This window comes from Chryseobacterium indologenes (assembly GCF_018362995.1).
In the GTDB taxonomy this organism is placed as follows: Bacteria; Bacteroidota; Bacteroidia; order Flavobacteriales; family Weeksellaceae; genus Chryseobacterium; species Chryseobacterium indologenes_G.
On the sequence record NZ_CP074372.1, the window covers coordinates 751,027 to 777,168 of the forward strand.

The 26,142-nt window shown below is 36.6% G+C and carries 24 protein-coding genes; 17 read left to right on the forward strand and 7 right to left on the reverse strand.

Annotated features, from left to right (window positions below; all coding sequences use genetic code 11):
- Positions 1 to 12 precede the first annotated feature (12 nt).
- On the forward strand, positions 13 to 1,428 hold the full coding sequence (locus DYR29_RS03135; RefSeq protein WP_213279249.1) for an efflux transporter outer membrane subunit: 1,416 nt from the start codon (positions 13 to 15) through the stop codon (positions 1,426 to 1,428).
- A gap of 87 nt (positions 1,429 to 1,515) precedes the next feature.
- Here the strand turns inward: DYR29_RS03135 and DYR29_RS03140 are convergent, their stop codons facing one another.
- Positions 1,516 to 2,496, reverse strand: coding sequence for a BtrH N-terminal domain-containing protein (locus tag DYR29_RS03140; RefSeq protein WP_213279250.1), 981 nt, complete (start codon positions 2,494 to 2,496; stop codon positions 1,516 to 1,518).
- Positions 2,497 to 2,657: 161 nt separating this feature from the next.
- On the opposite strand from DYR29_RS03140, the gene DYR29_RS03145 reads away from it, so the two are divergent.
- Positions 2,658 to 3,146 (forward strand): GNAT family N-acetyltransferase, encoded by a 489-nt coding sequence (locus DYR29_RS03145; RefSeq protein WP_213279251.1) that lies wholly within the window; start codon positions 2,658 to 2,660, stop codon positions 3,144 to 3,146.
- Between the two features lie 2 nt (positions 3,147 to 3,148).
- Positions 3,149 to 3,628, forward strand: coding sequence for a MarR family winged helix-turn-helix transcriptional regulator (locus DYR29_RS03150; protein ID WP_213279252.1), 480 nt, complete (start codon positions 3,149 to 3,151; stop codon positions 3,626 to 3,628).
- A 50-nt stretch (positions 3,629 to 3,678) separates the two neighbouring features.
- On the opposite strand, the gene DYR29_RS03155 is transcribed toward DYR29_RS03150, so the two are convergent.
- Positions 3,679 to 4,308, reverse strand: coding sequence for a hypothetical protein (locus tag DYR29_RS03155; protein ID WP_213279253.1), 630 nt, complete (start codon positions 4,306 to 4,308; stop codon positions 3,679 to 3,681).
- A gap of 132 nt (positions 4,309 to 4,440) precedes the next feature.
- The gene (locus DYR29_RS03160; protein WP_213279254.1) at positions 4,441 to 7,050 is read right to left on the reverse strand and encodes a TonB-dependent receptor; all 2,610 of its coding nucleotides are present in this window, start codon (positions 7,048 to 7,050) and stop codon (positions 4,441 to 4,443) included.
- A gap of 381 nt (positions 7,051 to 7,431) precedes the next feature.
- Here DYR29_RS03160 and DYR29_RS03165 point away from each other — a divergent pair, with 381 nt between their 5' ends.
- From DYR29_RS03165 to DYR29_RS03180, 4 genes are all read left to right on the forward strand, one after another.
- Entirely contained in the window at positions 7,432 to 7,842 is a 411-nt protein-coding gene (locus DYR29_RS03165; protein ID WP_249413597.1) for a low affinity iron permease family protein, read from the forward strand.
- A 159-nt stretch (positions 7,843 to 8,001) separates the two neighbouring features.
- Complete coding sequence (locus DYR29_RS03170) at positions 8,002 to 8,574, forward strand: ferritin-like domain-containing protein (protein ID WP_213279255.1); 573 nt, start codon at positions 8,002 to 8,004, stop codon at positions 8,572 to 8,574.
- A gap of 284 nt (positions 8,575 to 8,858) precedes the next feature.
- Positions 8,859 to 9,470: an alpha-ketoglutarate-dependent dioxygenase AlkB family protein gene (locus DYR29_RS03175; RefSeq protein WP_213279256.1), complete on the forward strand. Its 612-nt coding sequence runs from the start codon at positions 8,859 to 8,861 to the stop codon at positions 9,468 to 9,470.
- A gap of 128 nt (positions 9,471 to 9,598) precedes the next feature.
- On the forward strand, positions 9,599 to 10,210 hold the full coding sequence (locus DYR29_RS03180; RefSeq protein WP_213279257.1) for a DUF4142 domain-containing protein: 612 nt from the start codon (positions 9,599 to 9,601) through the stop codon (positions 10,208 to 10,210).
- 115 nt (positions 10,211 to 10,325) lie between these two features.
- On the opposite strand, the gene DYR29_RS03185 is transcribed toward DYR29_RS03180, so the two are convergent.
- The gene (locus DYR29_RS03185; RefSeq protein ID WP_213279258.1) at positions 10,326 to 10,787 is read right to left on the reverse strand and encodes a PA2169 family four-helix-bundle protein; all 462 of its coding nucleotides are present in this window, start codon (positions 10,785 to 10,787) and stop codon (positions 10,326 to 10,328) included.
- Between the two features lie 330 nt (positions 10,788 to 11,117).
- Between DYR29_RS03185 and pnuC the strand changes: the two genes are divergently transcribed.
- The 7 genes from pnuC (at position 11,118) to DYR29_RS03220 (ending at position 20,112) form a co-directional block, all read left to right on the forward strand.
- A complete protein-coding gene (pnuC, locus tag DYR29_RS03190; RefSeq protein ID WP_213279259.1) occupies positions 11,118 to 11,714 on the forward strand; it encodes a nicotinamide riboside transporter PnuC in 597 nt (198 codons plus the stop codon).
- Complete coding sequence (locus DYR29_RS03195) at positions 11,701 to 12,732, forward strand: hypothetical protein (RefSeq protein ID WP_213279260.1); 1,032 nt, start codon at positions 11,701 to 11,703, stop codon at positions 12,730 to 12,732. The genes pnuC and DYR29_RS03195 overlap by 14 nt, the downstream gene beginning before the upstream one ends.
- 133 nt (positions 12,733 to 12,865) lie before the next feature.
- A complete protein-coding gene (locus tag DYR29_RS03200; RefSeq protein WP_213279261.1) occupies positions 12,866 to 13,360 on the forward strand; it encodes an RNA polymerase sigma factor in 495 nt (164 codons plus the stop codon).
- A 339-nt stretch (positions 13,361 to 13,699) separates the two neighbouring features.
- Positions 13,700 to 14,512 (forward strand): FecR family protein, encoded by an 813-nt coding sequence (locus DYR29_RS03205; protein WP_213279262.1) that lies wholly within the window; start codon positions 13,700 to 13,702, stop codon positions 14,510 to 14,512.
- A gap of 70 nt (positions 14,513 to 14,582) precedes the next feature.
- A complete protein-coding gene (locus DYR29_RS03210) occupies positions 14,583 to 17,807 on the forward strand; it encodes a SusC/RagA family TonB-linked outer membrane protein (RefSeq protein WP_213279263.1) in 3,225 nt (1,074 codons plus the stop codon).
- Between the two features lie 4 nt (positions 17,808 to 17,811).
- On the forward strand, positions 17,812 to 19,215 hold the full coding sequence (locus DYR29_RS03215) for a RagB/SusD family nutrient uptake outer membrane protein (protein WP_249413598.1): 1,404 nt from the start codon (positions 17,812 to 17,814) through the stop codon (positions 19,213 to 19,215).
- Positions 19,216 to 19,233: 18 nt separating this feature from the next.
- Positions 19,234 to 20,112, forward strand: coding sequence for a glycerophosphodiester phosphodiesterase family protein (locus DYR29_RS03220; RefSeq protein WP_213279264.1), 879 nt, complete (start codon positions 19,234 to 19,236; stop codon positions 20,110 to 20,112).
- Between the two features lie 94 nt (positions 20,113 to 20,206).
- Here the strand turns inward: DYR29_RS03220 and DYR29_RS03225 are convergent, their stop codons facing one another.
- The 3 genes from DYR29_RS03225 to DYR29_RS03235 all read right to left on the reverse strand — a co-directional run bounded on the left by DYR29_RS03225 (position 20,207) and on the right by DYR29_RS03235 (position 23,801).
- Entirely contained in the window at positions 20,207 to 21,028 is an 822-nt protein-coding gene (locus tag DYR29_RS03225) for an alpha/beta fold hydrolase (protein ID WP_213279265.1), read from the reverse strand.
- A 300-nt stretch (positions 21,029 to 21,328) separates the two neighbouring features.
- Entirely contained in the window at positions 21,329 to 22,117 is a 789-nt protein-coding gene (locus DYR29_RS03230) for a PhzF family phenazine biosynthesis protein (protein WP_213279266.1), read from the reverse strand.
- A gap of 61 nt (positions 22,118 to 22,178) precedes the next feature.
- The gene (locus tag DYR29_RS03235) at positions 22,179 to 23,801 is read right to left on the reverse strand and encodes an AraC family transcriptional regulator (RefSeq protein WP_213279267.1); all 1,623 of its coding nucleotides are present in this window, start codon (positions 23,799 to 23,801) and stop codon (positions 22,179 to 22,181) included.
- A gap of 604 nt (positions 23,802 to 24,405) precedes the next feature.
- Between DYR29_RS03235 and DYR29_RS03240 the strand changes: the two genes are divergently transcribed.
- The 3 genes from DYR29_RS03240 (at position 24,406) to DYR29_RS03250 (ending at position 26,132) form a co-directional block, all read left to right on the forward strand.
- Positions 24,406 to 24,843 (forward strand): helix-turn-helix domain-containing protein, encoded by a 438-nt coding sequence (locus tag DYR29_RS03240; RefSeq protein ID WP_342213462.1) that lies wholly within the window; start codon positions 24,406 to 24,408, stop codon positions 24,841 to 24,843.
- Between the two features lie 4 nt (positions 24,844 to 24,847).
- Positions 24,848 to 25,174 (forward strand): helix-turn-helix domain-containing protein, encoded by a 327-nt coding sequence (locus tag DYR29_RS03245; RefSeq protein WP_213279268.1) that lies wholly within the window; start codon positions 24,848 to 24,850, stop codon positions 25,172 to 25,174.
- A gap of 70 nt (positions 25,175 to 25,244) precedes the next feature.
- Complete coding sequence (locus DYR29_RS03250; protein WP_213279269.1) at positions 25,245 to 26,132, forward strand: hypothetical protein; 888 nt, start codon at positions 25,245 to 25,247, stop codon at positions 26,130 to 26,132.
- Positions 26,133 to 26,142 lie beyond the last annotated feature (10 nt).

Genomic DNA, 26,142 nt, shown 5'->3' on the forward strand with positions numbered 1-26,142 from the left:
TAATTTTTTATAATGAAGAGTTTATTAAACATCATAAAAGGAATCACTTTTTCAGTTTTCATACTCGGGGCCATCTCATCCTGTATGGCAAGAAAAGAATATGAAAGACCGAAGAACGTGGTAGACGAAAAACTGTTTCGTACAGATATGCTTCCTTCAGACAGTACTAATATTGCGAATGTTTCGTGGAAAGAAATTTTTACGGATCCCTTGCTGCAAGGACATATTTCTAAGGCTTTAGAAAATAATCTTGATATAAGAATTGCATTACAGAACATTAATTCTGCAGAAGCTTATCTTAAGCAGAGTAAAGCAGCATATGCCCCAACTGTTACAGTAGGACCCGGTTATACTTTCCAGACTCAGTCTTTGAATACCCAAACCGGGAGACTATTTGGAGACAGGAGATACATTAATCAGCTTGATATTACTGCAAGTATAGGTTGGGAGGCTGATATCTGGGGAAAACTGAAAGCTCAGGAAAAAGCTCAGTTAGCAACTTATTTGGGAACAGTGGCAGCACATAAAGCCGTTAAAAGTGACCTTGTTTCTTCTATTGCTTCTGCATATTATCAATTGCTGACTTTTGATGCGCAAAAAAGAATCATCAATGAAACGATTGCTGTTCGTGAGAAAAATCTTGAGACCACAAAAGCTTTAAAAGTTTCAGGAACTGTTACAGAAGTAGCAGTACAACAGAGTGAGGCTCTCGTTTTCAATGCGAAATCTATGCTGATTGATATTGATACTCAGATCCAGCTTTTGGAAAATACAATAAGCCTGCTTATGGGAGAGCCATCACATACGATTGAAAGATCAACGTTGGAATCTCAAAATGTTCCGATTGACTTAAAATTAGGATACCCTGCCCAATTACTGGCCAATCGTCCTGATGTAATGAGAGCGGAATATAGCCTAATGAATGCTTTTGAGCTTACCAACTCGGCAAAAGCGCAGTTTTATCCAACGTTGAAGATTACTGGAAGCGGAGGAATTCAGTCTCTTGATATTGATCACTTATTCAGTGTAAATTCATTATTTGCAAGTGTTATCGGAGGATTGGCCCAGCCTATTTTAAACAAAAGAACGATCAAAACAAATTATGAGGTGAGTCTTGCCAATCAGGAAACTGCTTATCTTAACTTCAGAAAGACCGTTCTTACTGCTGGTAAAGAAGTTTCAGATGCTATTAGAGTTTTCTCTGTGCAGGATTCTTTTATTGAATTAAAGCAGCATGAGCTGGATGCCTACAAAAAATCGGTTGACTACTCTCAGGAACTGGTGAACTATGGTATGGCCAACTATCTTGAAGTGTTAAATGCAAGTGTGAATTCATTGAATGCTGAACTTAACATCTCGAATGCGCGATACAGTAAAATGAAGGCTGCCGTAGAGCTTTATCAGGCTTTAGGAGGAGGCTGGAAATAACTGTATTCTGCAGTATAAACGATAAAACGTATGTCAATAATGGCATACGTTTTTTTATTGGGATTTTTAAGAGTTTGTAAATGGCTGTTATAGGGTAGACAGTACTTCCATGGTTCTTTTTTCCTTAGCTGATATTGTTTTGAGAATATCTGAAGCCTGTTGAATAGGTTTCATTTCCTTTGTTTGGCTTATCTTTTCAAATAGCCGAGATACAGTAGTCCAGAGTTCTGCAATTTCAATGAACCCTTCGTACCCTGTTTTTAACTGATCCAGCTGGAGCAATTCATAGCTTTCTTTCAAAAAATCACGGTATAAATTCCTGAACAATGCACCACCTGTTCCTGCTTTTTCCATTAACAGGGCTGCTTGCTTAAATTCTCCTTCAATGTTTTTACTTGTATTGAACCATTTTATGATTTCAGTGCTTGTTTTCAAGATCCCTTTGTAAGATATATTCATAATGGGAGGACTCAGATATTCCACAGCGTTATTTTTGATTGCTGTTAATATTGCTTTTTCCAAATCGAATTTTTTGTTTGTTTTTTGGATTGTGTAATATAGATTTTTAGAAGACATAGGTCCTTTTTCAGCACGTGCCATTGCCAGACTTTTTAAAGAAGTTTGTACCTGGCCGCCCTGTTGTCTGGTATCCACCAGAAAAGCATTTTCACTATCATAACCGTAAATGGCAGCATAGTGTCCTGCAAAATGAAAAGGATTTGAAAAATATTCCAGATGGTAGCAATCCATTTTCAATCCTACTACCTGCTTATTATCAAGAAGTTCTTTTACCTGATCCCAGGCCTTTGATTGTGAAGAAGTCTCTTTAACCGTTAATTCAAGATTTAGATTTTGGGCTAAATTTTTTGTCAGTACATCAGGCTTTACCCGCCCACCAATAAATGGAAAGTCCATTGTTTTCATATTCCAATAGATAAAACCAAGTCCTTCACCCAGTCCGAAAAGCATGGGTTCGGAAAGTTCAATTCCAAGTTGCAGCAATAGAGTTCCTGTGGTTGTAGTTTCGCAATGCTGCCCTTCAAAAGGTTTTAGATTTTCTATTTTCATTTTTAGATTATTAATTTTTGATGAAAGAAAATTGCATAAATGTCATCAAATATAGAAATTCCTGTTTTAGAATTAAGTTGTGTTAAAATTCTTTAAAAATTAAAATCAATTTGCATTTATGTATTCAACTACGTAGTTTTGTACTTTAAAATTCAATCACTATGAAATTACAGATACAACCCATAGGAAATTCTTATTCGGAGCAGGCTATTGACCTGATCCTGATCATCCAGCAGAAGGAATTTAATATTCCGATTACCATTAAAGATCAGCCTGACCTTTTACAGATTGAAAGCTTTTATACGGAAGCAGGAGGCAACTTTTGGGGTGCGTTTGCAGATGATGAGTTGATAGGTTCTATTGCATTGGTTAAATTTGATGAAAGGGCAGGAGCGATCAGAAAAATGTTTGTTAAAAAGGAATTCAGAGGTAAAGAACTGAACATCGCTCAGGAATTATTGGAAGTTTTAATCTCTTTCTGCCGCGAAAACGGAATTGATGATTTATATTTGGGAACCATAACGGTACTGAAAGCTGCACAGCGTTTCTATGAAAGGAATCACTTTGTGAAGATTGAAAAAAGAAATCTCCCTGTAAAATTTCCTTTAATGAGTGCCGATGATATTTTTTACCATTTAAATATTGACTGAATATGAATGTGATCAACGAAGCAGGAATTCTTGCCATATCAACCAGATTGCACCGTTTGAGTGAACAACTGAGGAAAGATGGAGCGCTTATCTATAAAGCCTTCGGAATTGATTTTGAACTGAAATGGTTTCCGGTGATCTTTACCATTTATAAAAAAGAGATAGCAAGCGTTGTCGAAATTGCCAATGAAATAGGGTACACCCATCCATCCACGATCACTCTACTCAAAGAACTCGAAAAGCTGGAATTGATACAGTGGGAAAAGGATAAACAGGATGAACGGAAAAGACTGTTTAAGCTCACCTTGAAAGGCAACGAGCTCATTGAAAAAATGAAACCCGTTTGGGAACTGATGTCTCAGATTTTAGGTGATATTGCTGACAATAAAAACAATCTATTAACTGCTATTGATGAAGCGGAAGAGAAAATTGCAAGCCAGTCTTTTTATCAGAGGGCATTGCAGGTGAAGAATTCAAAATAAGTAGATTTTAGTTATATAAAAAACAGTTGTACTAATGCTATAGCTGTTTTTTATTCTATAATAATATCAAGTGATTCTTTGAAAGGATGTATACTTTTCAGATATTCTTTGTCTTGTTCTGTTAATTCATTTGTTCCAAGAGCAATATCTTCCCACGCTTTTCTATCCTGGCGTTTAAGAACAAATTCAATAGACTCAATTTTGATTTTTTTATTAAGTCCCAGTATTCTCAAATCTATCCGTTGCCCTTCTTTGATTTCACCCTCTATAATTTGTCCTGTTAAGAAAAACTGTCTTTCTGTAATCTGAATAGTATCATTAAGCTTAAATTGGGCAACAGTTAAATGATGCCAGCTATATCCACAAAATCTGCATTGCTTTGCCTGTGGAGTGCGGGCAAGTTTGTTACATTTAGGACAGTTATTAAAAAAAACTTTTTCAGGAGTTTCAGTCATTATACGCGTTACAATGTTTTGTTTAAAGACCTCATAATCATTTTCTAATAGATTTGTGATTTCAGGGTCGGAACTTATCCAGCCTTTATCTATCATTATCTTTCTGAATTGTGGATTTTCATTACTCTTGAAAGAAGATATTTGATGTTTTAGGGCTAACTTTTCATTTTTAGTCATTAAGTTACCAAAATAGTTGATAATATAATCTGTGGTTTCCTGATCCATATCTGATTGAAAAGAGTTAAATGATTTTAAATGTCTAATGTATTATTTATTTCTTTAAAATAATCATATAATACAAAAGAACCCGCCAAATCCTGGCGGGTTCTTTGAATTCATTATTGAAATAATATGATCTTAGAATCTTAAAGTAGCAGCAACAGACCACGTTCTTCCAAAACCAAGGAATCCTGTGTTACCATCGGCAATACCCTGATAAACTCTACCTGTTTCCTGGTATGTTTTTCCGGCATTTGGACCGCTGGCAATTTTGTCGCCTGCAAAAATATTGGAGCTTAATTCAGAAATATAATATTTGTTGAATAAGTTGTATACATTCGCTCTCAATGTTAAAGACTTTTTCGCGTCAAGCGTAAATTTGTAAGAAGCACCTACGTCAAATAAATTATAACTTGGCAATTTTACAATTCCTTTTTCTCTTGCAGCCTCAGTAAGGAAATTGATTGGGTTAAACTGTGCATATAGCTTGTCATAATATTCCCAGTTAGCATCAATACTGAAAGCTTTGGTAATGCTGTAATCAACTCCCAGACTTGCTGTAGTTTGTGCAGCATCCCCAACTTTTAAATCTTTGATGTTGATAACTCCTGTAGCTCCGGCAACTTCCTGATTGTTCTGAACATCAAGAATGTTGAAATTTGCATTTCCTTTGTACTTCCAGTTTCCTAATGATAACATTCCTCTCAGCCTAAGGTTGGCAAATGGTCTTGCCTTCGCTTCCAATTCAACACCCTGGTGTATTTGTCCAACATTCAGAGCGTTGTAGAAATAAGCATTTCCAAGTTGTAATTGAGAGAAGTTAGCTACATCTGCAGCTCCTGCATTGAAGGTTCTTGAAATAAATCTGTCATCCCACTGCGTTCTGTAAGCATTGATATTCACATCTACATAACGGGATTTGAAACCATATCCTAACTCTACAGAGAAAATTCTTTCATTCTTTGCATCGTTGTAAATATTCTGGTTGGAAGGGAACAGCGCGTTGAACAATGGCTGCCTTGAAATAACTCCTGTATTGAAAAATACATTATGATGCTCATCTATATTGTAGTTGGCACCTCCTTTTACAATATACCCCGTTTTGTGATACCATTTTGTTTCCTGGTTTCCTGGCGTATACAGCATATAATCCCTTCTTTTGTAGTATTGTTCAGAAACTGATCCCTGAACAGATGCACTTAGTTTTTCAGAGCTGTATTCAACCATTCCGTATAAACCTGCCCATTTTACAAGACCTTCGTTGTGTACAGATACTTTTTGAGCATCTTTAAGTTTAGTAAGAGGCTCCGGTTTTACTGTATTGTTGATATAGTATCCTTTTGGAGCATTTGCTGTACTGGAAACAAATAGTGCATCAGATCCCAACATATCGGTTACAATATCGTAAAGTGCTCCTTTATAAGTTTTAAGATCAATACCTCCGTTAAAGGTCCAGTTATTTTTTTTGTAATTAAGGTCTGCAATTACTCCATACCAGTCATGAGCATTGATACTTTGCTTTCTTACGATACCGCTGGTTCCGTTCAGAGTAGCTACATATTGTCCGTTATAATCACCAGGAGAACCTGCAGGAGCAGTAAAGGTTGATTTCTGGAAAGTGTTTCCGTTATAATCGGTTACCATACCCCCTCTGTTATATCTGTAAATCATATCCCAGTTGATAGTACCGTCTCCGCCTGCACCGTAATTCATGAAATTCATGGTTTGGCCGCTGCCGTTTTTGATAGAACCGTTCAGTCCGGTACCACCGCCACCGCGTCCCCATGAACCATAAAGAACGGTAGATAGCTTCAGGTTATCATTCATTGTCCAGTCCCAGTTCAATGATGCAATAGGCTTATGATAGAAGTTAGGAGCCAAATTAAATTGAGAACCATTCAACATTCCTGTCTGAGGATTGTATCTTCTTCCATAAGTATCCAATTGCTGTAGAGTAGCCACATTAGCTCCGGTTGCAGAAGACCTTCTTGTATCATGTACCTGAGGTGCTCCGGTTGCGATTAAATTGAATGCATGTTTTTCATTTGGCTTAAATCCTGTTGAGAAAAACCAGGAATAACCTTCTCCTTTAGTTCCATTGATATAACCGTCACCTTGCCAACGGGAAAGCAATACAGTTGTTCCCCATTTGTTTTTTAATCCGGAAGAGTACATCGCAGATATTCTGGAGTAGTTATCATTACCTACTTCTCCTTTGATCATTGCTTTCTGCTCAGAATCGGTAGCTTTGGTCACAATATTGATGGTTCCCCCTACAGAAGGAACTACAAATTTGGATGCTCCCAAACCTCTCTGGATCTGAATGTTGCTCGCAATGTCTGCCAACCCGGTCCAGTTAGACCAGTATACAGTACCTCCCTGCATGTCATTCACCGGCTGTCCGTTGATGATCACAGCAATGTTAGCCCCATCAAAACCTCTCATGTTGATTCTGCTGTCTCCAAAACCTCCGCCCACTTTGGTCACATACACGGATGGAGTAGACTTCATAATCTCAGGAAATTCTCTGTTTCCTAGCTTCTCCTGAATTTCCGCAGCCTTGATGGTGGAAACTGCAACAGGAGTTTTTCTTTCTTTGGCTGTTTGGGAAAGGTTTCTACCTACCAACATCACCTCATCAAGAGATTTTGATTTCTCTAAAGAATCCTTCGTACTCTGCCCATAATAAAGGGCGGCCGTTGGTAAAACAAGCGCTATAAATAGTCGCTTTTTAAAAATAATGCTCATGAAATAAACTAGCGTTTTTGAATTTAAGGCTGCAAAGATGGATATTTATTTTTTAATAAAGTATTAAATCTTTGTTACGTGATTTCATAAAGCATGCGGATGTTCTATTATTGCTCGTTTTTTTGTGTGTATTAATTAATTCAGTTCATTAATTTACAATTTGTTATAGAAGTGAATTATCATAAAACAGAATATATATTTAGATGCATAAAATAATTATGTGTTTCATTATATTTTTCATTACAGCGGCTGTTGTTTGTTTAAAATATTCTAATTATTCATTGATTTGATGACCTAACGTTTGGTAATTGACTAGAGTCATAAACTTTATACTGTTGTTTTGATACCTTGTATTATCATTTATTTAAAACCGTGATTATTATGAAAAATAATTTTTTTGAAAGGTTTTCAGATCGTGTTGTTTATATTACCGGAAGTCCCGGGGCTTTTATCGGTGCAAGTCTGCTTGTTGTTATCTGGGCAGTTTGCGGGCCTATTTTTAACTATTCCGAAACCTGGCAGCTGGTTATCAATACCGGTACTACTATTATAACTTTCCTGATGGTGTTTCTGATTCAAAAGACTCAGAATAAAGATTCAAAAGCAATTCAGATAAAGCTGAATGAGCTTATAGCATCCTATGAAAAAGCCAGCAACCGGCTGGTTGATATTGAAGATTTAACGGAAGAAGAACTGGACCAGCTTCATAAGTATTATGAAAAATTAGGTAAGCTATCCAATAAATCAAAGCCATCTTCTAATTCTGCAGGACAGCAGCACCGATATAAATAATAACAATTTGAACTTTATTGTGAGTATATAGGTAAAGGAATATCAGCCTTAAAATAACTATACTCTTCAAGGATTTTAGATACCACATCTCAGCATTTAAGGCAAAAATGGTCTTATAGTTGCAGATTTATCACCAATCAAACACTAAATTATTATATTATGGAAACTAAAACAGCAGCCAAAAAATCACCGGCTAAAAAGACAACACCTGCGAAAACATCTGCAAAAACTCCGGCTAAAAAAAATGCAGCCAAAAGTTTGGAAGATCTTTTTGAAGATGCACTGAAAGATATTTATTGGGCTGAAAAAGCATTATTGAAAGCATTGCCGACAATGATGAAAAATGCTACCAGTGAAAAACTTAAAACAGCTATTGACAAGCATATTACTGAAACGGAAGGTCATGTTGAAAGACTGGAAGAATGTTTTAAAGCTTTAGGAAAAAAAGCCCAGGCAAAAAAATGCGATGCCATGCAGGGATTATTGGATGAAGGAAAAAGTATCCTGGAAGAGACAGAGCCGGGAGCAGTAAGAGATGCAGGAATCATTGCAGCAGCACAAAAAGTTGAACATTACGAAATTGCCACATACGGTACCCTTGCAGCTTTTGCAAAAGTATTGAAAGAGGAGGATTGCCTTAAACATCTTTTAAGCACATTGGAAGAAGAGAAAAAATGTGACGAGCTGTTAACAAAAGTTGCGGATACCAATCTCAACAGCAAAGCAATGTAAAAAAAGTATGTATTCATTATAAAAAAGGAGACCGGATTTATTTTTGGTCTCCTTTTTTATTGTTGAAATCTCAGGAGATTTTAAAAAAAGCTGTTTTAGCTTTTTGGTTGATTTTGTATCAATTTTAATATATTTGCAGATATTATTTGTATCAATATTATTTTCTCCTATAGCGTACAATTCAAAGAACAATAAAAATTTATCTGGTAGGAAAATCGAACGCGAGTAACAGCTGTTATGCTTTAAAGAGAAATATAATTCAGGTATTTAAAAAATTAAAAAATATGACCCAGCTCAGTTTGTTCGATTCAGAAGACTTGTACGAATTTCCAAAAGATCTTCTGGAATACAGAGAACATTTCCTGACTCAGGAAGAAGCTGACCGGCTTAAGGCTCATCTGCTTGAAACAGCTCTCTGGAAACAAAGAACCCAGAAAATGTATGATAAGATGGTGCTGACACCACGTTTAACGGCATGGTATGGTGACCAGGAGAATGCTTATCCATCCGGTAATGGTGAGCTGGAGACTAATCCATGGACTCCCGAGCTTCTTTCTTTAAGGCAAAGAATAGAAAAAACATTTGGCTATCAGTTTAATTCCGTATTGCTTAATCTTTACCGGGATCATAATGACTCTGTTGCCTGGCATCGGGATAAAGAAAGCAGATATGGAAACCGCCCGGTGATTGCATCAATAAGTTTAGGACAGACCAGAAACTTTGATTTCCGGAAAAAAGATCATCACCAAAGTAAATACAGCCTGCCTCTTCCTCACGGTTCATTACTGATTATGAAAGGAGATCTGCAGGAGAACTGGGAACATCGGATTGCTAAATCTGTAACCTCTATGAAGGAGCGGATCAATCTTACTTTTCGGCTGGTTCGTCAATTGTAGGATGTTAATTCATAATGTTTTATGATGAGTGAAGTGTGTTTGCAATATCTCTTTTGGCAGATAAATTGTTGCATGTATAAAAGAAGTCTTATTGGCTTCATTTATATCACCACTTAAAATTTATTATTATGAAAAATCTTGTAGTAACACTTTTTGCGGTGGCTGCTTTGACGGCCTGCAAAAAAAATGAACCCACATCGTCCAGCCAGTCCCCGGAAAGCACAACAATGTCTCCTCCTGCTGAATCAGGAATGACGGTAAGCGACTCCACCAAGACGGGAGAACCAAAAGACCAAACCACTTCTCTCAGTGATCAGGATAAAAAGTTTGCAGATGCAGCAGCAAAAGGAGGACTGATGGAAGTTATGATGGGAGATCTGGCAGCAACAAATGCTGAAAATTCTGCCGTAAAATCTTTAGGTGCTATGATGGTAACAGATCATACCAAGGCGAATGATGAGCTTAAGAAATGGGCTTCGGGAATAGGTTATACCTTACCTGCAGGTCTGGATGCTGAAAAGCAGAAAATGTATGATGATCTGAAAGCCAAAAAAGGAAAAGACTTTGATAAAAAGTATACTGATCTTATGGTCAGTGATCATAAAGAAGACATAGAAGAATTCAAAAAAGAAGCAGCGGAAGGAAAAGAATCTTCTCTGAAATCCTTTGCAAGTAAGACGCTTCCTACATTGGAGCATCATCTGAAAGAATCAGAAAAAGCTAAAAATGCTGTGAAATAATATGACCTGCATCATAAAACGGACACAGTATATTTGATAATTTTGAAAATGATTAAATATATTATTTGTTCTTGATTAATAAGCTCCTCTTTTGTAAGGGGAGTTTTTTTATTAATTATTCTTTCTTTTTATATTCTTCAATTTTCTTAAACTGGCTGTAAGAGCTTTTTAGATTGCGAAGCTGTTCGGCTACAATTTTATTACTATTTTCACTCAGATTACCACCGCCCAGGGCATTCTGATAAGTTTCTATGGCAGCTTTTTCTCCAAACACTACATTTTCCAATGTAGACTCTACCAGATTTCCCATAGTAAATGAATTTTTAATGTCAATCCATGTTCTGTGTACAGCTCCCGCGATGGAAGATGAGTCCTCCGGAACACCCTTTTTTTCTGTAATCAGATTAACGAGTTCGTTTTTCATGATTTTTGATTGGGAAATCATATGGTCATATTCATCCTTTACATCAGGATACATTTCCCATACTTTTCCTTCAACCTTTTCAAAACCTTCAATTCTGTCATTGGTAATGTGAAGTAAGTCGTTCAGTACCGATATTTCTTGCCGATTGTCCATAATATATACTTTTAGATTAAACATAATACTGCACTAATTTATCATTTACTCAGCAGTATTTTTATAATCCTGGTCATATCGTCAGACGGATGATTTTCTTATATAAGCTTATTTATTTTTTTATAATGAAAAAATGGGTCAACAGGTATAAATAAAAGTCCGATGTTCTTTCTTTTTAAGGAAAAAAACAGGACCTTTGCTCCAACAATGGGGTGCTGCCGGTAACAGTAGCTGAGATGATACCCAGGAATGTACTTCCACACCTGATCTGGATAATACCAGCGTAGGGATTGCTTACTTATCATCTCATCATTTGATTTTTAAATTAATATGATGCAGGAAATTTTAAAACAGATTACCTTGCCTGAATGGTTCGGAGTCTTATTTTCAGTAATTCAGGTCCTACTGGCCCGTAAAAACAATGTCAATAACTATCTTTTCGGAATTGCCGGTATTCTGCTTACATTATATGTGATGCTTGCCTCAAAACTGTATGCTGAATTTACCTTAAACCTTTATTATCTGATCATGAGCATCTACGGATGGCTGTATTGGAAATTTGGGAAGCAGAAATCTGAAATGAAGATCTCTGTCACCTCAACTTCTGAAAAGTGGATTGCCGGAGGGATTGTGCTGGGAACTTTTAGCTTATTCTGGTTTTTTCTTACTCATTTTACAGACTCGGATGTTCCCGTTTGGGATTCTTTGGTAAGTGCTTTTGCCTGGGCAGGAATGTGGCTCATGGCAAGAAGAAAAATTGAAAACTGGATCATCCTCAATATCAGTAATATGATTTCCATACCCTTGCTGCTGCATAAAGAATTGTATCTCTATGCGGTATTAACATCATTCTTATTTTTAGTAGCAATCTCCGGCTATATGGAATGGCAAAAAATCATTAAAACAAAAGCCAATGCTCAATACTAAAGAAATCAGAAAAGAACTTCAGGGTGCTTCAGAAATTTCTGATAAGGTGATAAAGCATATTCGTGAAGAAGGATTGCTGAAGATCTGGGTACCGAAAAAATATGGTGGCTTAGGCTATCGTTTTGAAGAAGGACTTAAAGCATTATTTAGCTGGGCTGAAACCGACGGAAGCTTTGGCTGGATGCTGACCCTCTGTGCTGGAGCCAATTATTTCTCAAGGAATATAAAACCTGAAGTAGCTCAATTACTGTTTACCAATTCTAACACTTGTTTTGGAGGAAGCGGAATGGTGGGCGGAACTGCAGAAAAACAGAATGATAACACCTATATCATTAATGGATTATGGAATTTTGCCACTGGAGCTCCTCATCTGACGCATTTTACACTGAATGCCAGTATTACAGAAAACGGCAAACCTGTATTAGACCATGAAGGCAACGAGATGATTCGTTCTTTCATAGTTCCGAGAGAACAGGCTGAAATCATTCCCAACTGGAAATCTATGGGAATGAAAGCCAGCGGTACCTATTCCTTTACCATTGAGAATGTTGTGATAAGCGAAGACTACAGCTTTGTGTATGACCATTTCTTCACGGATGATATTCTGGACAGCGTTCCGTTTCGGGTTTTTGCTGATCTGACCCTTTTGGTGAATTACCTGGGAATGGCTTCTCACTTTATTGAAGAGTCAAGGCTTATCCGTCCTCATATTCACTTCAAAAGCTTTGCAGAATCTGTTGAAAATCATTTGGAACAGGTCTTAAGTATTGCCCGGAATATTGAAAATATCCTTGCTGATAACAAAGAGATTTCAGCGGATCAGCAAAATGAGATTCATACCTATGGAACAGAACTAACCAAGCAATTATCTCACCAGATACTTACTGTTTACACACAGCTTGGAATCCGGGCAACGGCTATTGATTCTGCAGTTTATCAGGTGTTCTGTGATTATTTTACGGCAGCGATGCATTCTAATTTCAGACCTTCTGCCGATGATTTAGATTTTTCTTTTTGAGGTAGATCTAAGTCTGTCAAAAGTCAAACTGTATTTTGGTCATGAATTTAAACTTAATATGAATTTAATATGATTGACATCCCTTTTAGATACTTTTGCATCATTGAGTTATAGATTCAAAGACATTTAAAGGATGGATCATTTTAAAGAAATATATTCCGGTTACAAGCACAGGGTGTATTTTTTTGTGGCAAAATACCTTTCGGAAGAAGAAGATATTGAAGAAATTGTTCAGGATATTTTTATGCACGTCTGGAAATATTTGTCCAAAACCAACTCACCTTCAGAAATTGAAGCACTCATTTTTAAATCTGCCAAACAGGAAATCTCCAATTTCTACCGTAAGAGGAAAATGATCTACGTTCCGCTGGAAAATTCCCCGGAAAATCAGGATGAAGAAAGCTCTGAAATCGAGAAGCAGCTGCAGCAGGAAGATCAGATCAAAAAGATAGAAAACCTTCTGGAGCAGGTTCCCGAAAAGAGCCGTGAGTTCTTTATCCAAAACAAAATCCAGAATCTCAGCCTTTTTACCATCGCTCAGGAAAATCATATTTCCAAAACAGCCGTTGAAAAACATGTTAATAAGGTGTTGAAATTTCTAAGGACCAACTTGAATTTTTGGTTTTAACCTTGTTTGTTATATTGATAACAAGTTTCATTTCAAATCTCTTTCTGAGGGAGTATATCTAATTGTTTATTGTCATTGACTACGTCGAATCTTCGATGAAGAATCATGTAAAGCCTGGATTCTTCATTTCACTGCGTTACGTTCAGAATGACAGAGTCATAATAATAGATAGCAGGATTAATTTAAAATCGTATATAATTACCTTAATTAATTTAAATAAAATAAATTTCAACTTTAACGGAACATCAACCTATATGAACAAATCGTTAAATCAAAAAAATAGAGGTTGACGATTCTACACTTCCTGCGTATTCTCTAATAAAGATCAAAAAAGAGTTTATGGATTTCGACAATCAATGGAAATCAGTTAAAGAAGAAAACCGGAAAATGAAAGATTCGGCAGATCAGCGAATCTGGAATGGACTTGAGAGCAAAATCAGATTCAGAAAGAATACAAAACGGGTTTTATGGGCTGCGGCTATTCTTTTGCCCTTATTTACACTTATTACTTTGTTTTCTACTGGAAATGAAATGAAATCTCCGGATCATCAGCAAATGGTTTTCAGAACAGAAAAGGGTCAAAAAGAATTTATACTATCTGACGGAAGTATCATTACACTGGAACCTGAAAGTGAATTGAAGCTGACGGCTGATTTCGGAAAGAAAACCAGAAATGTCTCTTTTAAAGGGAAAGCATTTTTCAGTGTTGCTAAAAATAAAGCGCTGCCATTTATCATTGATGCCAATGGATTTAAAGTAAAAGTATTGGGGACCCAATTTTTGCTTGATCAGAGATCTACAGACAAGAAAGTCTATCTGAAAGAAGGGAAAGTAAAAATTGATTACAAAGGGAATACAACATTCCTTCTGCCCAAAGAAACCTGGCTTGCTGACAAAGACGGAGCCGAGAAACATTTCTACGATCAGGATGTGGTAAGAACATTTGATTTTAATGAAATGAAATTCGGGGAGGCCATTTCTCAACTGGAGAAGACCTACAATGTTTCCATCGCCTATCCGCAGCACTACAAAGAGAATGTAATAGATGGAAACATCACCGGAGATCTGAATAAAGTTATTAAAACAATAGGATTTCCATTTAATCTTACCGCAGGAAAACAATCAGCAAATCATATCATTTTAGAAAAATAATGCACCAGTAATTGGGGTTACCGATGCATTGAAAATAAATCAGTCAATAACAACTAATTTCAGCAAAGCTATGAAAAAAACAACAATTAGCATGATGTTGTTGGGTCTTTTGTGTGCGCCACATTTTACCTACGCAGAGGCTAACAAATGTTTTCAACAGTCCGTTATTCAGCGGAAAACGCCTTTGATTAAAATCTTTGAAAAACTTTCAAAAGAGCATGGCGTAAAATTCTTTTATTCGGTTTCAGACCTGAAAGATATCCAGGTGGATGAATCACAGGTCAATTATCAGTCATTATCAGCATCTTTAGACTATCTGAAAAAGAATATCGGTCTGGATTTTAATGTAGACCAAAAAACGGTGACGGTTCGTCTCAATGCAAGAGCGATGGCAAAAATTCAGAGAACCAATGTTCAACAGTCTGCGGAGTATATAAATCCAATTAAAGACACGGTAAAATCAAGAGAGAAAAACATTGATGAGGTTGTTTTGGTAGGGTATGGGAAGCAGAGTAAGAAAAACAATTCCGGTTCTATTTCTTCTATTGATGAGAAGCAGATGAAAGGAGTGGCTTCCAGTAATTTTGGAGATATTATTGCAGGAAAAGCAACGGGAGTTCAGATTACTCAGGCCAATGCAAGTCCGGGAAGTTCGCCTTCAATACGGGTAAGAGGTATCGGAACGCTGACGGCTGGTTCCAATCCTTTGATCGTTGTAGACGGGCTACCATTAACTGAAGGTTCTAATCTGAATGCTATTGACCCTAATTCCATTGCCAAAATTGATATTTTAAAAGACGCCGCTTCAGCCGCAATCTATGGTTCCAGAGGAGCAAACGGAGTGATTATCATTGAAACAAAGCAGGGGAAAAAGGGGAGAATGGCTGTTTCTTTCGATTCCTATTACGGAATGCAGATGAGAAGCGATAATGTGAAATTGGTCAACGCTTATGATATGGCCACTTTTCTGAAGGAAGCAAGAGACAACAATTATCTTTCTAAAGGGAGTAACAGAAGTATTTCCGATAATAATGCCACAAGAATAAGCAAAGGAGCTTCTTTAAGAGAATTAATTCCCGATTATTTAGCACCTTACCTCGCAAAGGAGCCGGGACTAACAGATACCGACTGGTTGAATACTGTCATGAAACCAGCACCCATCAGCCAGACTTCACTGAATATTACCGGAGGAAGCGATAAGAGCAAATATGCTTTTACCATGAGTTATTTTAAACAAAAAGGACTGGTTATCGGGACAGATTACGAAAAGTTTTCTACCAGTATCAATCTTTCAACTGAGCTTACAGATAAATGGAAAATTGGGGTAACAATGACGCCGTCTTATGCAACGGGTACGATCAATGCTGCAGAAAATTCAAGAAGTTATAATCCTTTGCAGATGGCTACAGCGATGTATCCTTTCTTTAAACCTTACAATGATGACGGAAGTCTTGCCATTTCTCAGCAGATCTTAGGAAATACGGCAACGGACGGAGCTTTGGTAGAAAATCCTGTTGCTGTTCAGGAAATGACCAATAGAAAATATACATTATTTAAAACATTCGGAAACATCTTCACTGAACTTGAATTGTTAAAAGGTCTGAAATACAGATTGTCCGTAGGCGGAGATTATTCCAATTACGAATACAATTTCTTCGACCCTTCTTCGGTAGGAGCGTACAGGGCAGCAGCTCCGGATGTGACTTTTGCCAACAGAACAGAATATATCCGCAAAAATTATTTAATAGAAAATTTACTTTCATTTGATCAAAAATGTGGTGCCCACCGGATGGATGCCATTGCCGGGCAGTCTTTCCAGCAGGAAGATAATACACAGCTTTTAACTGAAGCTACCGCATTTCCTGATAACAGCATCCGGAATATTGCAGGCGGAACTTCATTTAAAAATACATTAACGCAATACAAATGGCGGCTGATGTCTTATTTTACCAGAGTTAATTACACGTTTGACAATAAGTATAACCTGATGGCTTCCTATCGTAGAGACGGTTCTTCACGTTTCGGGAAAAACTCTAAATGGGGAAATTTCTATGCATTTTCTGCAGGCTGGACAGTCAGTAATGAAAATTTCTTTCCTGAAAATAATGTCGTGACAGATTTGAAATTTCGATACAGTCTTGGAAGTAACGGAAACAATCAGATTCCTAATTTCGGAGCCCTTTCATTGATGAATCCGGATAATTATAATTTTGGAGGAATGTTAGTGCCGGGATATACAACGGCAACAGCTCCCAATCCGAATATTTCCTGGGAAAAGTCCAGATCAAACAATTTCGGGATCGATTTTTCTTTGTTTAAAAATATCCTGAACATTTCTGCTGACTATTATATCCTGAACAGAGACGGTTTGTTATTGGATGTTCCTGTTCCTCAGCAATCTGGTTTCAGTACCTCACTTCAGAATATCGGTAAGATCAAAAATTCCGGTTTTGAATTACAGATTGCCTCAAAAACGTTTACTATTGCTAAAGATTTTACGTATTCCGGGAGTTTTAATTTTTCCACCAATAAAAATGAAGTGTTAGCGCTTGCAAACGGCCAGAACCAGATTATCACGGGTGAGAATAACTTCTCTGTAACCAAAGTAGGAGGTTCAATAGGTGAAATGTACGGCTACAATATCCTTGGAATCTATAAAACTCAGGATCAGATTAACAATTCGCCACATATTACCGGAACGATGGTGGGGGATTATATTATGGAAGATCTGAATGGTGACGGAAAAATTGACGTCAACGATAAAAGAAGCTTTGGAAGCGGTGTTCCGAAATACATTATCGGCTTTAATAATAATTTCAGATACGGGCTTTTTGAGCTGAGCTTTTCATTGTACAGCGAAATTGGTAAGAAAATCTATAATGCGGATGCCGTAACCACTTTAGAATCAGGAGAAGGCTTCGGAATGGCTTCACAGTATTATTTTGACAACCGCTATAACGCAGTTACCAATCCTGATGGCTTTTTCGGGATGCCGAATATGAACTTCTCCAACAACAGGAAAGAGGCCAGAACATCAAATTTATACTTTAAAAATGCAGATTATGTGAGACTGAGATCGCTTCGACTGGCTTTTAATTTCCCTAAATCTATGCTTGAAAATATCGGGATAGAAAACGCACAGATTTATCTGGTAGGAAACAATCTTTTCACGCTGTCAAAATACAAGGGAATGAACATCGATGCTACTTCGGACAATGTTCTTACACAGGGATTTGATCAGGCATATTATCCGGTCGCTAAAATTTATTCTATGGGCTTTAACCTTAAATTCTAAAATCATGAAAAAAATATTCATTACAATATTCAGCCTTTCGGTGATGTGCTCGTGCTCATCTGATCTTTTGGATGTCAACCCTGAGGCACAGAAAGTTTCATCGCAATTTTATACCAATTCTTCTGAAATTGAGCAGGGTATCATTTCAGTTTACAGCGCTCTTCAGTACACAGGACAATATCAGCTGGCAATGCCGGCTTTGGGTGAATTACCTTCAGATAATACTTATGATGAGGTTCCTGCCAATGATTCTTTTACGTATGGTGAACTTGATTTTTTTACAATTCAACCTAATAACAGTCTTATTGCAAGCGCGTGGAAGGACCATTATATCGGTATTCAGCAGGCGAATATTATTCTGACGAGGATTGGAAAAATTCCTGATATGACGGATGCCCTGAAGAATACAAGGATTGGCGAAATGAAATTTCTTCGGGCGTTGATGTATTTTAACCTCGTAAGAATTTATGGTGATGTTCCGTTGGTTTTAAAAGAAACTACGAATGTTAACGATTATTTCGGGCAGCCAAGAACTCCTGTTGTTGAGGTGTATTCTGCTATAGAAAAGGATTTGAAAGAAGCTATTGATCTTTTGCCTGCAACAACCTCACAAAAGGGGAGAGTAACTAAAGGAGCTGCGTTGGGAATTATGGGTAAAGTGCTTTTAACACAGAAGAAATTTGCTGAATCATTGACTTATTTAAATCAGATTGAATCGTTAGGTTACCAGCTTTTACCGGATGTCAATAAAATTTTTGATGTTACTAATGAAAATAATGCTGAAATTATTTTTGATGTACAGTTTACTTCCGGATTGAACGGAAATTCGGAGGGTAGTACAGCGTTTCAGATGTTCAGCCCTTCCGGATCGGTTTCCGGGGCCAAAGGACACAATCTTCCGACCAAAGAAGTCTACAATCTTTACTCAGCCGGAGATACCAGACGTTCGGCATATATCGGACTTACTTCAAACGGAATTCCTTTTAGTAAGAAATTGGTGAAAACATCGAATACCATTGCAGATGGAGGAAGCAATTTTGTGGTGCTGAGATTAGCCGATGTGTTCCTGATGATGGCAGAGTGTTTTGCAGAGCAGAATGACATTTCCAATGCGAATTTATATCTGAATAAAATTAAAACCAGAGCAGGAATTGCTGCTGTAAACCTTTCAACAAAAGACCTTCTCCTGAATGAAATTGACCGCGAAAGAAGACTTGAGTTTGTAGGAGAGGGCCACCGCTGGTTTGACCTTTTGAGAACAGGAAAGGCTATTTCTGTGATGACTGCTCATTTTGCTAATAATTCGGGTTACAGTACCGCACAGATTAAACCCTATCATCTTCTTATGCCTGTTCCGCAGGGGCAGATTAATACAGATCCTGCCATCAAACAAAATCCCGGTTATTAAAATTAAACATTTGAAATTATGCTAAACAATAAATTATTACAAGTATTTCTTCTGAGTTTTTCTTCACTGTTCATTGCGCAACAAAAGAAAATTTCACTTTCTGAGTTTCCTCATGATAAAGTAATGGTGGTTGCCCACCGCGGTGATTGGAGGGAAGCTCCGGAAAATTCAGTATGGGCCGTAAAAAAGGCTATCGAAAAAGGAGTGGATATGGCTGAAATAGATCTTGCCATGACCAAAGACAGTATTTTGATCCTGATGCACGATAATACGATCGACAGAACGACAACAGGAAAAGGAAGACCGTCTGATTTTACACTGGAAGAAATCAAAAAACTGCATCTGAGAGACGGACTTGGAGTGGAAACGCAAATGAAAGTTCCCACGTTACAGGAAATTCTGGAAATCTCAGACGGAAAAATTCTTCTGAATCTGGATAAAGGTTTTGATTACATTAAACAGGTATATCCCTTGGTGAAAAAACGAAATATGTTTGATCAGATTTTGTTTAAAGGTCATGAATCCTACATGGAATTCAATCAGAAATATGGCGACATTAAAAATGATATTCATTATATGCCGATTATCCAGTTAGGTAAAAGTGAAGATCTTAAAAAAATATCAGATTATATCAAAAACTATAAAATCTACGGCTTTGAATTTACAATAGGAACAACTGAGAAGAATCTGATTGATTTTAAACCTTTAAGAGAAAAAAAGATCAAAGTATGGGTCAATTCATTGTGGCCGCATCATAATGCCGGAAATAATGATGATCAGGTCCTGGATAATCCTGATGTTTATGATTGGTATATTAATAAAGGAGTCAACATTATTCAGACAGACCGTCCGAAAGAGCTTATCAATTATCTGAAACGTAAAAACCTTTATTATTGATTAATAAGGTATGGGACAAAAAGATTATAATATGACAAAAACAAAAGGTGGACTGCAATAGTCCACCTTTCTTTATAATAGGTATGTTCTGTTATTAAGACTGGATAAATTCCAAAAGATCTTTATTGATAGTTTCATGCTCTGTAGTTGGCATTCCGTGAGGAAAACCTGGGTAAGTAATCAGTTTACCGTTCTTTAATAATTTTGCTGATTTTATAGCAGAATTTTCGATAGGAACAATCTGGTCATCTTCTCCATGTAAAACCAAAACCGGAATATCAACGGCTTTCAAATCTTCTGTAAAATCAGTTTCAGAAAATGCTTTAATGCCGTCGTAGTGAGCAACAATTCCACCCATCATTCCTTGTCTCCACCAGTTTCTCTGAATTCCGTCTTTGATGTTGGCTCCTTCTCTGTTGTATCCATAGAAAGGGAAAGTCAGATCAAAATAAAACTGGTTTCTGTTGTTCAGAGTCTGCTCTCTGATACCATCAAAAACTTCCATTGGAACACCGTCAGGGTTGCTCTCACTTTTTACCATTACCGGTGGAACAGCGCTGATTAATACAGCTTTTTTAGCTCTTCCGTTAGAATATTTATTCACATATCGGATTACTTCACCACCACCTGTAGAGTGTCCAATATGAACTACGTCTTTCAAATCAAGAAATTCCACAAGTTCCGCAGCATCAGATGCATATTGTTCAATAGTATGGTTGTAGATATTCTGGCTAGAACGGCCGTGGCCTCTTCTGTCATGGGAAATTACTCTGTAACCTCTCTGTAAGAAAAAGATCACCTGTGCATCCCAATCGTCAGATGATAATGGCCAGCCGTGATGAAACATCAGTACTGGTCCTTCTCCCTGGTCTTTGTAAAAAATCTCAGTTCCGTCTTTTAATGTAAATGTGCTCATAGTTTTAAATTTTTAATGTTAATGATTAATTTATGTGATAATTTTTTGTTGTCTTATTTCTTTAGCAAATGTATGACAGTTTGGGTTCACTGAAATTAATCTAGTTTAATTTCGTTCATATTTAATAAAAAATTTTTATTGGGATATCTGATCTGTTTTTTACCAGCATTCTTTTGGATAGCCAAATTTTTACAGAAAAGGCACTAACCAAAGATAGTTAATGCCTTTTTGTTTGTTATCACTTCAATAGATCGTTCTCCAGAACGGGTTGTTTGACTATTCAGCTTGATTGGGATTATATTATTCTATCCACAGATGTCCCGTGGAATAAGTTTTGGCTTTACCTGCCACAATAACCCTTTCATTTTTATTTTCGCAATAGAGCTGTCCGCCTCTTTCAGACAGCTGACGGGCAAACAGTTTATCTTTTCCTAATTTTGAAGACCAGAACGGAATGAGCGAACAGTGTGCAGAACCGGTTACAGGATCTTCAAGAATAGAAGACTGCGGAGTAAAATACCTTGAAACAAAATCACTGTCTGTACCGGCAGCTGTTACAACGAGACCGCCGGGATCCAGATTGATGAGGTCAAAAACAGATCTTTCAATATTGATATTTTTGATGTCGTTTTCAGAATCATACAGCAGGATATAATCTCTTGATTTGAAAACTTCTTTGGGCTGGATATTGAGCGATCTGGACAGGATTTCCGGAAGAGTCGCTGCTTCAGGCATTCTTGAAGGAAAATCCATATAGTAAACACCATCTTTAACTTCAACTGTTAATTCACCGCTTTTAGTTTCAAAGATGATTGTATTACTCTGGTAGTTTAAGATTGAGATCAGGCAGTGCGCTGTAGCAAGGGTAGCATGTCCGCATAAATCCATTTCTATTTCGGGTGTAAACCATCTCAGGTGAATCGTATTGCCGTTATCGATAAAGAAAGCTGTTTCTGCTACGGCATTTTCTCGGGCAATTTTCAAAAGCAGCTCATCGGGTAACCAGTTTTTTAAAGGAACGACACAAGCTGGATTTCCATGGAAAATTTTCTCAGTGAATGCATCTATTTGATATAATTCTAACTTCATGATTGATAAAAATTTCTCTAACGAAGATACTCTATTTTTCAGATAATTGTTGACAGATTCATCATTCTGCAGTTTTTTCTTTTTTCAGCTGGCTGATAAAATACGAAGGACTTACTCCTGTTTCTTTTTTAAAGATAACTGCAAAAACTTCTCTTGAAGAGAAACCGCAGGCCTCTGCCAGGTAGCTTATTTTATATTCTCTGAAGATAGGAGTGTCATATAACTTGTTCGTAATGAATTGAATCCGAAGCCCGTTAATATAATTATTGAAGCTTTTATTTTTATATTGTTTGATAATCTCTGAAAGATATCTTGGGTTGGTAGCAAGTGAATTGGATAAAGAAGTTAGGGTCAGATCTTTTTTCAGAAACTTTTCAGATTTTTCAAATTTTGAAAGTTTATGTAGTAATAGGGCTGTAGTTTCTTCTGAGATGCTTAGATTATTTTCTGTTCCTTTATTCTCTGTTTTGATTTCAGTGTCTTGTTTTTCAGTAATTTGAACTTCTTTTTTGAGGTTTTCAATAATTGTTTCATATCGTTTGTGAAGTTTGTTCTGATTTCGTTTCCAGTACCACCATCCTCCTGCAGCAAGAATCAAGGCAATGATCAAAAAAATAGCAGCAAACTGTAAGATATTATCCTGATGAATTTTATCTTTTTGCTGGCTTATCTTTTTTATAGTTTTATCAGCAGACATCTTATTTGAATGGGCTAAACTATCGCTGAGGTTTGAATAAAGAGCCATATATTTGATGGTAGAATCTTTATTTTTAAGACTTTCAAAAGAATTTGTCATAGTAGCATACGCAGCCACTCTGCTGGCAGGAGAATGGGTTCTCTTTTCTAATTGTAAGACTTCCCGTGCATACTCAATGGCTTCTTTATCTTTACCCTGTTCCGAATAGAAGTGTCCCAAATAATTTAATATAGGAATTTTATCAACTTTCATCTGGGTAAATTTCCTTTGATTCATAATGTTTAATGATTTCTGCAGGTATTCTTCAGCAATATCCAGTCGTTTGGGCTTTGAGATCATCGCATAGTGCATTCCTATATTCATATAAAGATAGGAGATCATATCATACTTTTCATCTGTCTGTCGTGAATTCTCAACATCACTTATTTTTTCTGCTTCCTGCAGGCTTTTTTTGAAATACAATAAAATAGTGTCCTGATGCGCTTTTTTAGGAATATAATAACCGGCTGTTAAACCTTGGTAAATATGTGCCCTGTTAAAATGTTTTTTGTTCTCATCAGTAAGTTTATTGACATAATATTCTGCCTTATGGAGTTCTTTGTAATTTTCATCAAAAAGACCCAGTACAGAAAGGGCAGTTCCTCTCTCAATATATGCCATAGCAATAGATTCGTTATCGTCAGTTTCTTTGGCTGCCTTTTCTACTTCATATGAGTATTCAATAGATTTTTCATTTTCACCGGTATTATGATAGAGCATCATTAAATTCTTTCCGCTTTGGAGGATAAATTCTCTGTCATTAATATCTTTCGCATCTTTGAATGCCTGTAAATAAAGCTGAATCTTTTGCCTGGGATCAAGAGATGTATTTTTAGCTGATGCTAATTTCTTTTCTATGCTCTGTTTTGTGATGCTCTGGTTGTTGATCTGTGCGTGATAAAAACCGAAAATGATACAGGTGAACAAAAGAATAATGTTGTTTTTCATCCTAATTAAGTTGTTTTTTCTGTTTGCAATTTTAGCGTTATTTTAAGTATTTATCTGTTATTTAAATGTAATTATTTCGGAAATTATAATGCTGTTTTTTAATATAAATATTTGAATATTAATTGCATCCGTATTAATAGATGTTTTTATATATTGTACTTTCCTTTTGTTCTATTATGTGTTTTTAACCTTGGATTTCCCCTGTTCCGATCATGTAATATTTTTTCTTTAACAAATTTCCAGACATTAAAAGTTGCTGAATACAGGAAAAATGAATTGCTGAATTGCTGAAAAAAAAGTGTGATTACTGTTCAAAATATTCTCAGTCATAAAAGTTAAAGAGCATCAAACGCTGTATGATATGAATATTTAAGGCAACATTTTTAAGTAATATAAACCGAATTTCTTACCATATACTCTCATTTGGTCTATGTCAATCATCTACATTTGTGATTGAAGAATTGCTTTATGCTGTGACAAAGATTTTAAAATTGTATCAGTTAAATCTAAATAGATATGGAATAAAACAACCTTTGATTTGAACACAAAACTTTAAACACAAAAACTGAATGATGAAAAAAATAACTGTAAAAGCTTTAGGCCAATGATCATTGATCTTAAGAACATTCATATAGGATCTCTGATAAAACTGCGTATAGAAGAACGGAATATCAATATACTGCGGATATGTAAATTTCTAAAATGTACAGAAGGCGAATTGAATTTCATGCTATCCGAAAAGTCTTTGGATTCTGAAATCATACTGAAACTAAGTACACTGCTGGAATATGATTTTTTCAGACTTTATTCTCAGTACCTGATCCTTTATGCTCCGCAAGCGATTTCAAATGATTCTGAAAAGAAAACCTCTCTTCCTCAATACCGGAAAAACATCTATACAAAAGAGATGGTAGACTTTATTCTGGAACAAATTGGAAATAGAAATAAGACACAAATGCAAATTGTACAGGAGTACAGAATTCCGAGATCTACTTTGTACAAATGGGTGAACAAGTATGCACAATCAAAAAAGAAAAATTAATTGAATGAAAAATACGCCTGATTATAAAAAGATTTTTAATGATATCATCAATATAAAATTCCCTGAAAAAAAAGAAATATGCAGCCATTTATTAGATAAATCCAATTTAACGGTGCTTGATATTATTGACCTTAATGAGCTTCTTTTCAGAAACAGCTCAAAAGAAAACAGCGTTTTTAATCAGAAACACCGCTCTTATAATGAAACCGTGATTTATCAAATATTAGAATATCAAAAGAAAAACAGACTGAACAATTCCCAACTTGCAGGGCATTTTAAATTAAGCAGGAATACCGTTACTAAATGGAAAAATCTCTTTCCTATCTCATAGTTCTCAACCTTCTGAAAGATCTGTCATGGATCATAATTCAATTAAAAATATGCAACAGATGAATAAAAAAATGATTATTGTAATACTGGGTGGCATGCATGGCCTTTTTTCTTCCTTGGAGGCCCAAACAGGTATTGGAACCTCAAATCCTCAGGGTATTTTGCATGTAGATGGTGCCAGAGATAACGCTGTGACCGGAACACCAACAGTTGCTCAGGCCGCAAACGATGTTATTATCAACAAGACTACAGGTTTTTTAGGCTTAGGAGTTCTTGATCCTAAGGTAAAGCTTGATATGAGGTCTGCAGGCCTGGAAAATGCAATGGGTTTAAACACAACCACGATGAGTGCTGCTGAGGCAGGAGCGGGAGCTGTACGGTATGATGTTGTCAATGTACCTGCAGGGCCAAAGATTGAAGTATCAGATGGTTCGGTATGGAGCAAGGCTTATGTTGCTCCTCAGAAGTCGGTTGTTGTGGCGCGTAAAATTACAAGCCAGTCAATAACACAGGGCTCAGCGACCAATATCGGTAACTGGAATGTGGTACGTGATATGAGCAATAGTTTTGATGGTAATTTAGGAGTCTTTACAGCTCCCCGTGATGGTACATATACTTTCTTATTCACCTTTAATTTTAATGGAGTCGTTATAAATGACGGTTCCAGAGTTGAATCCCAATTTTACAATACAACAACAAATACTGTGCTGGCAAGTGTGTACAAAACCTTCGGACAATCGATGACAGGTACTCCGGATGATGCTAATGCAACCCGGTCTACCCAGGCCGGAGGATCAAGTACCGTTACTCTTACATTAAGTGCAGGCACAAAAGTAGTGACGAGGCTTTGGCATAATCTCATCACGAGTGGTGCTGTTACCCTCAGGGTCACAACTAATTCTACAGATCCCACCAATCCGGATGATGGGTTTAATAATTTAACAATTATCGAACATTAAAAAAATCAAT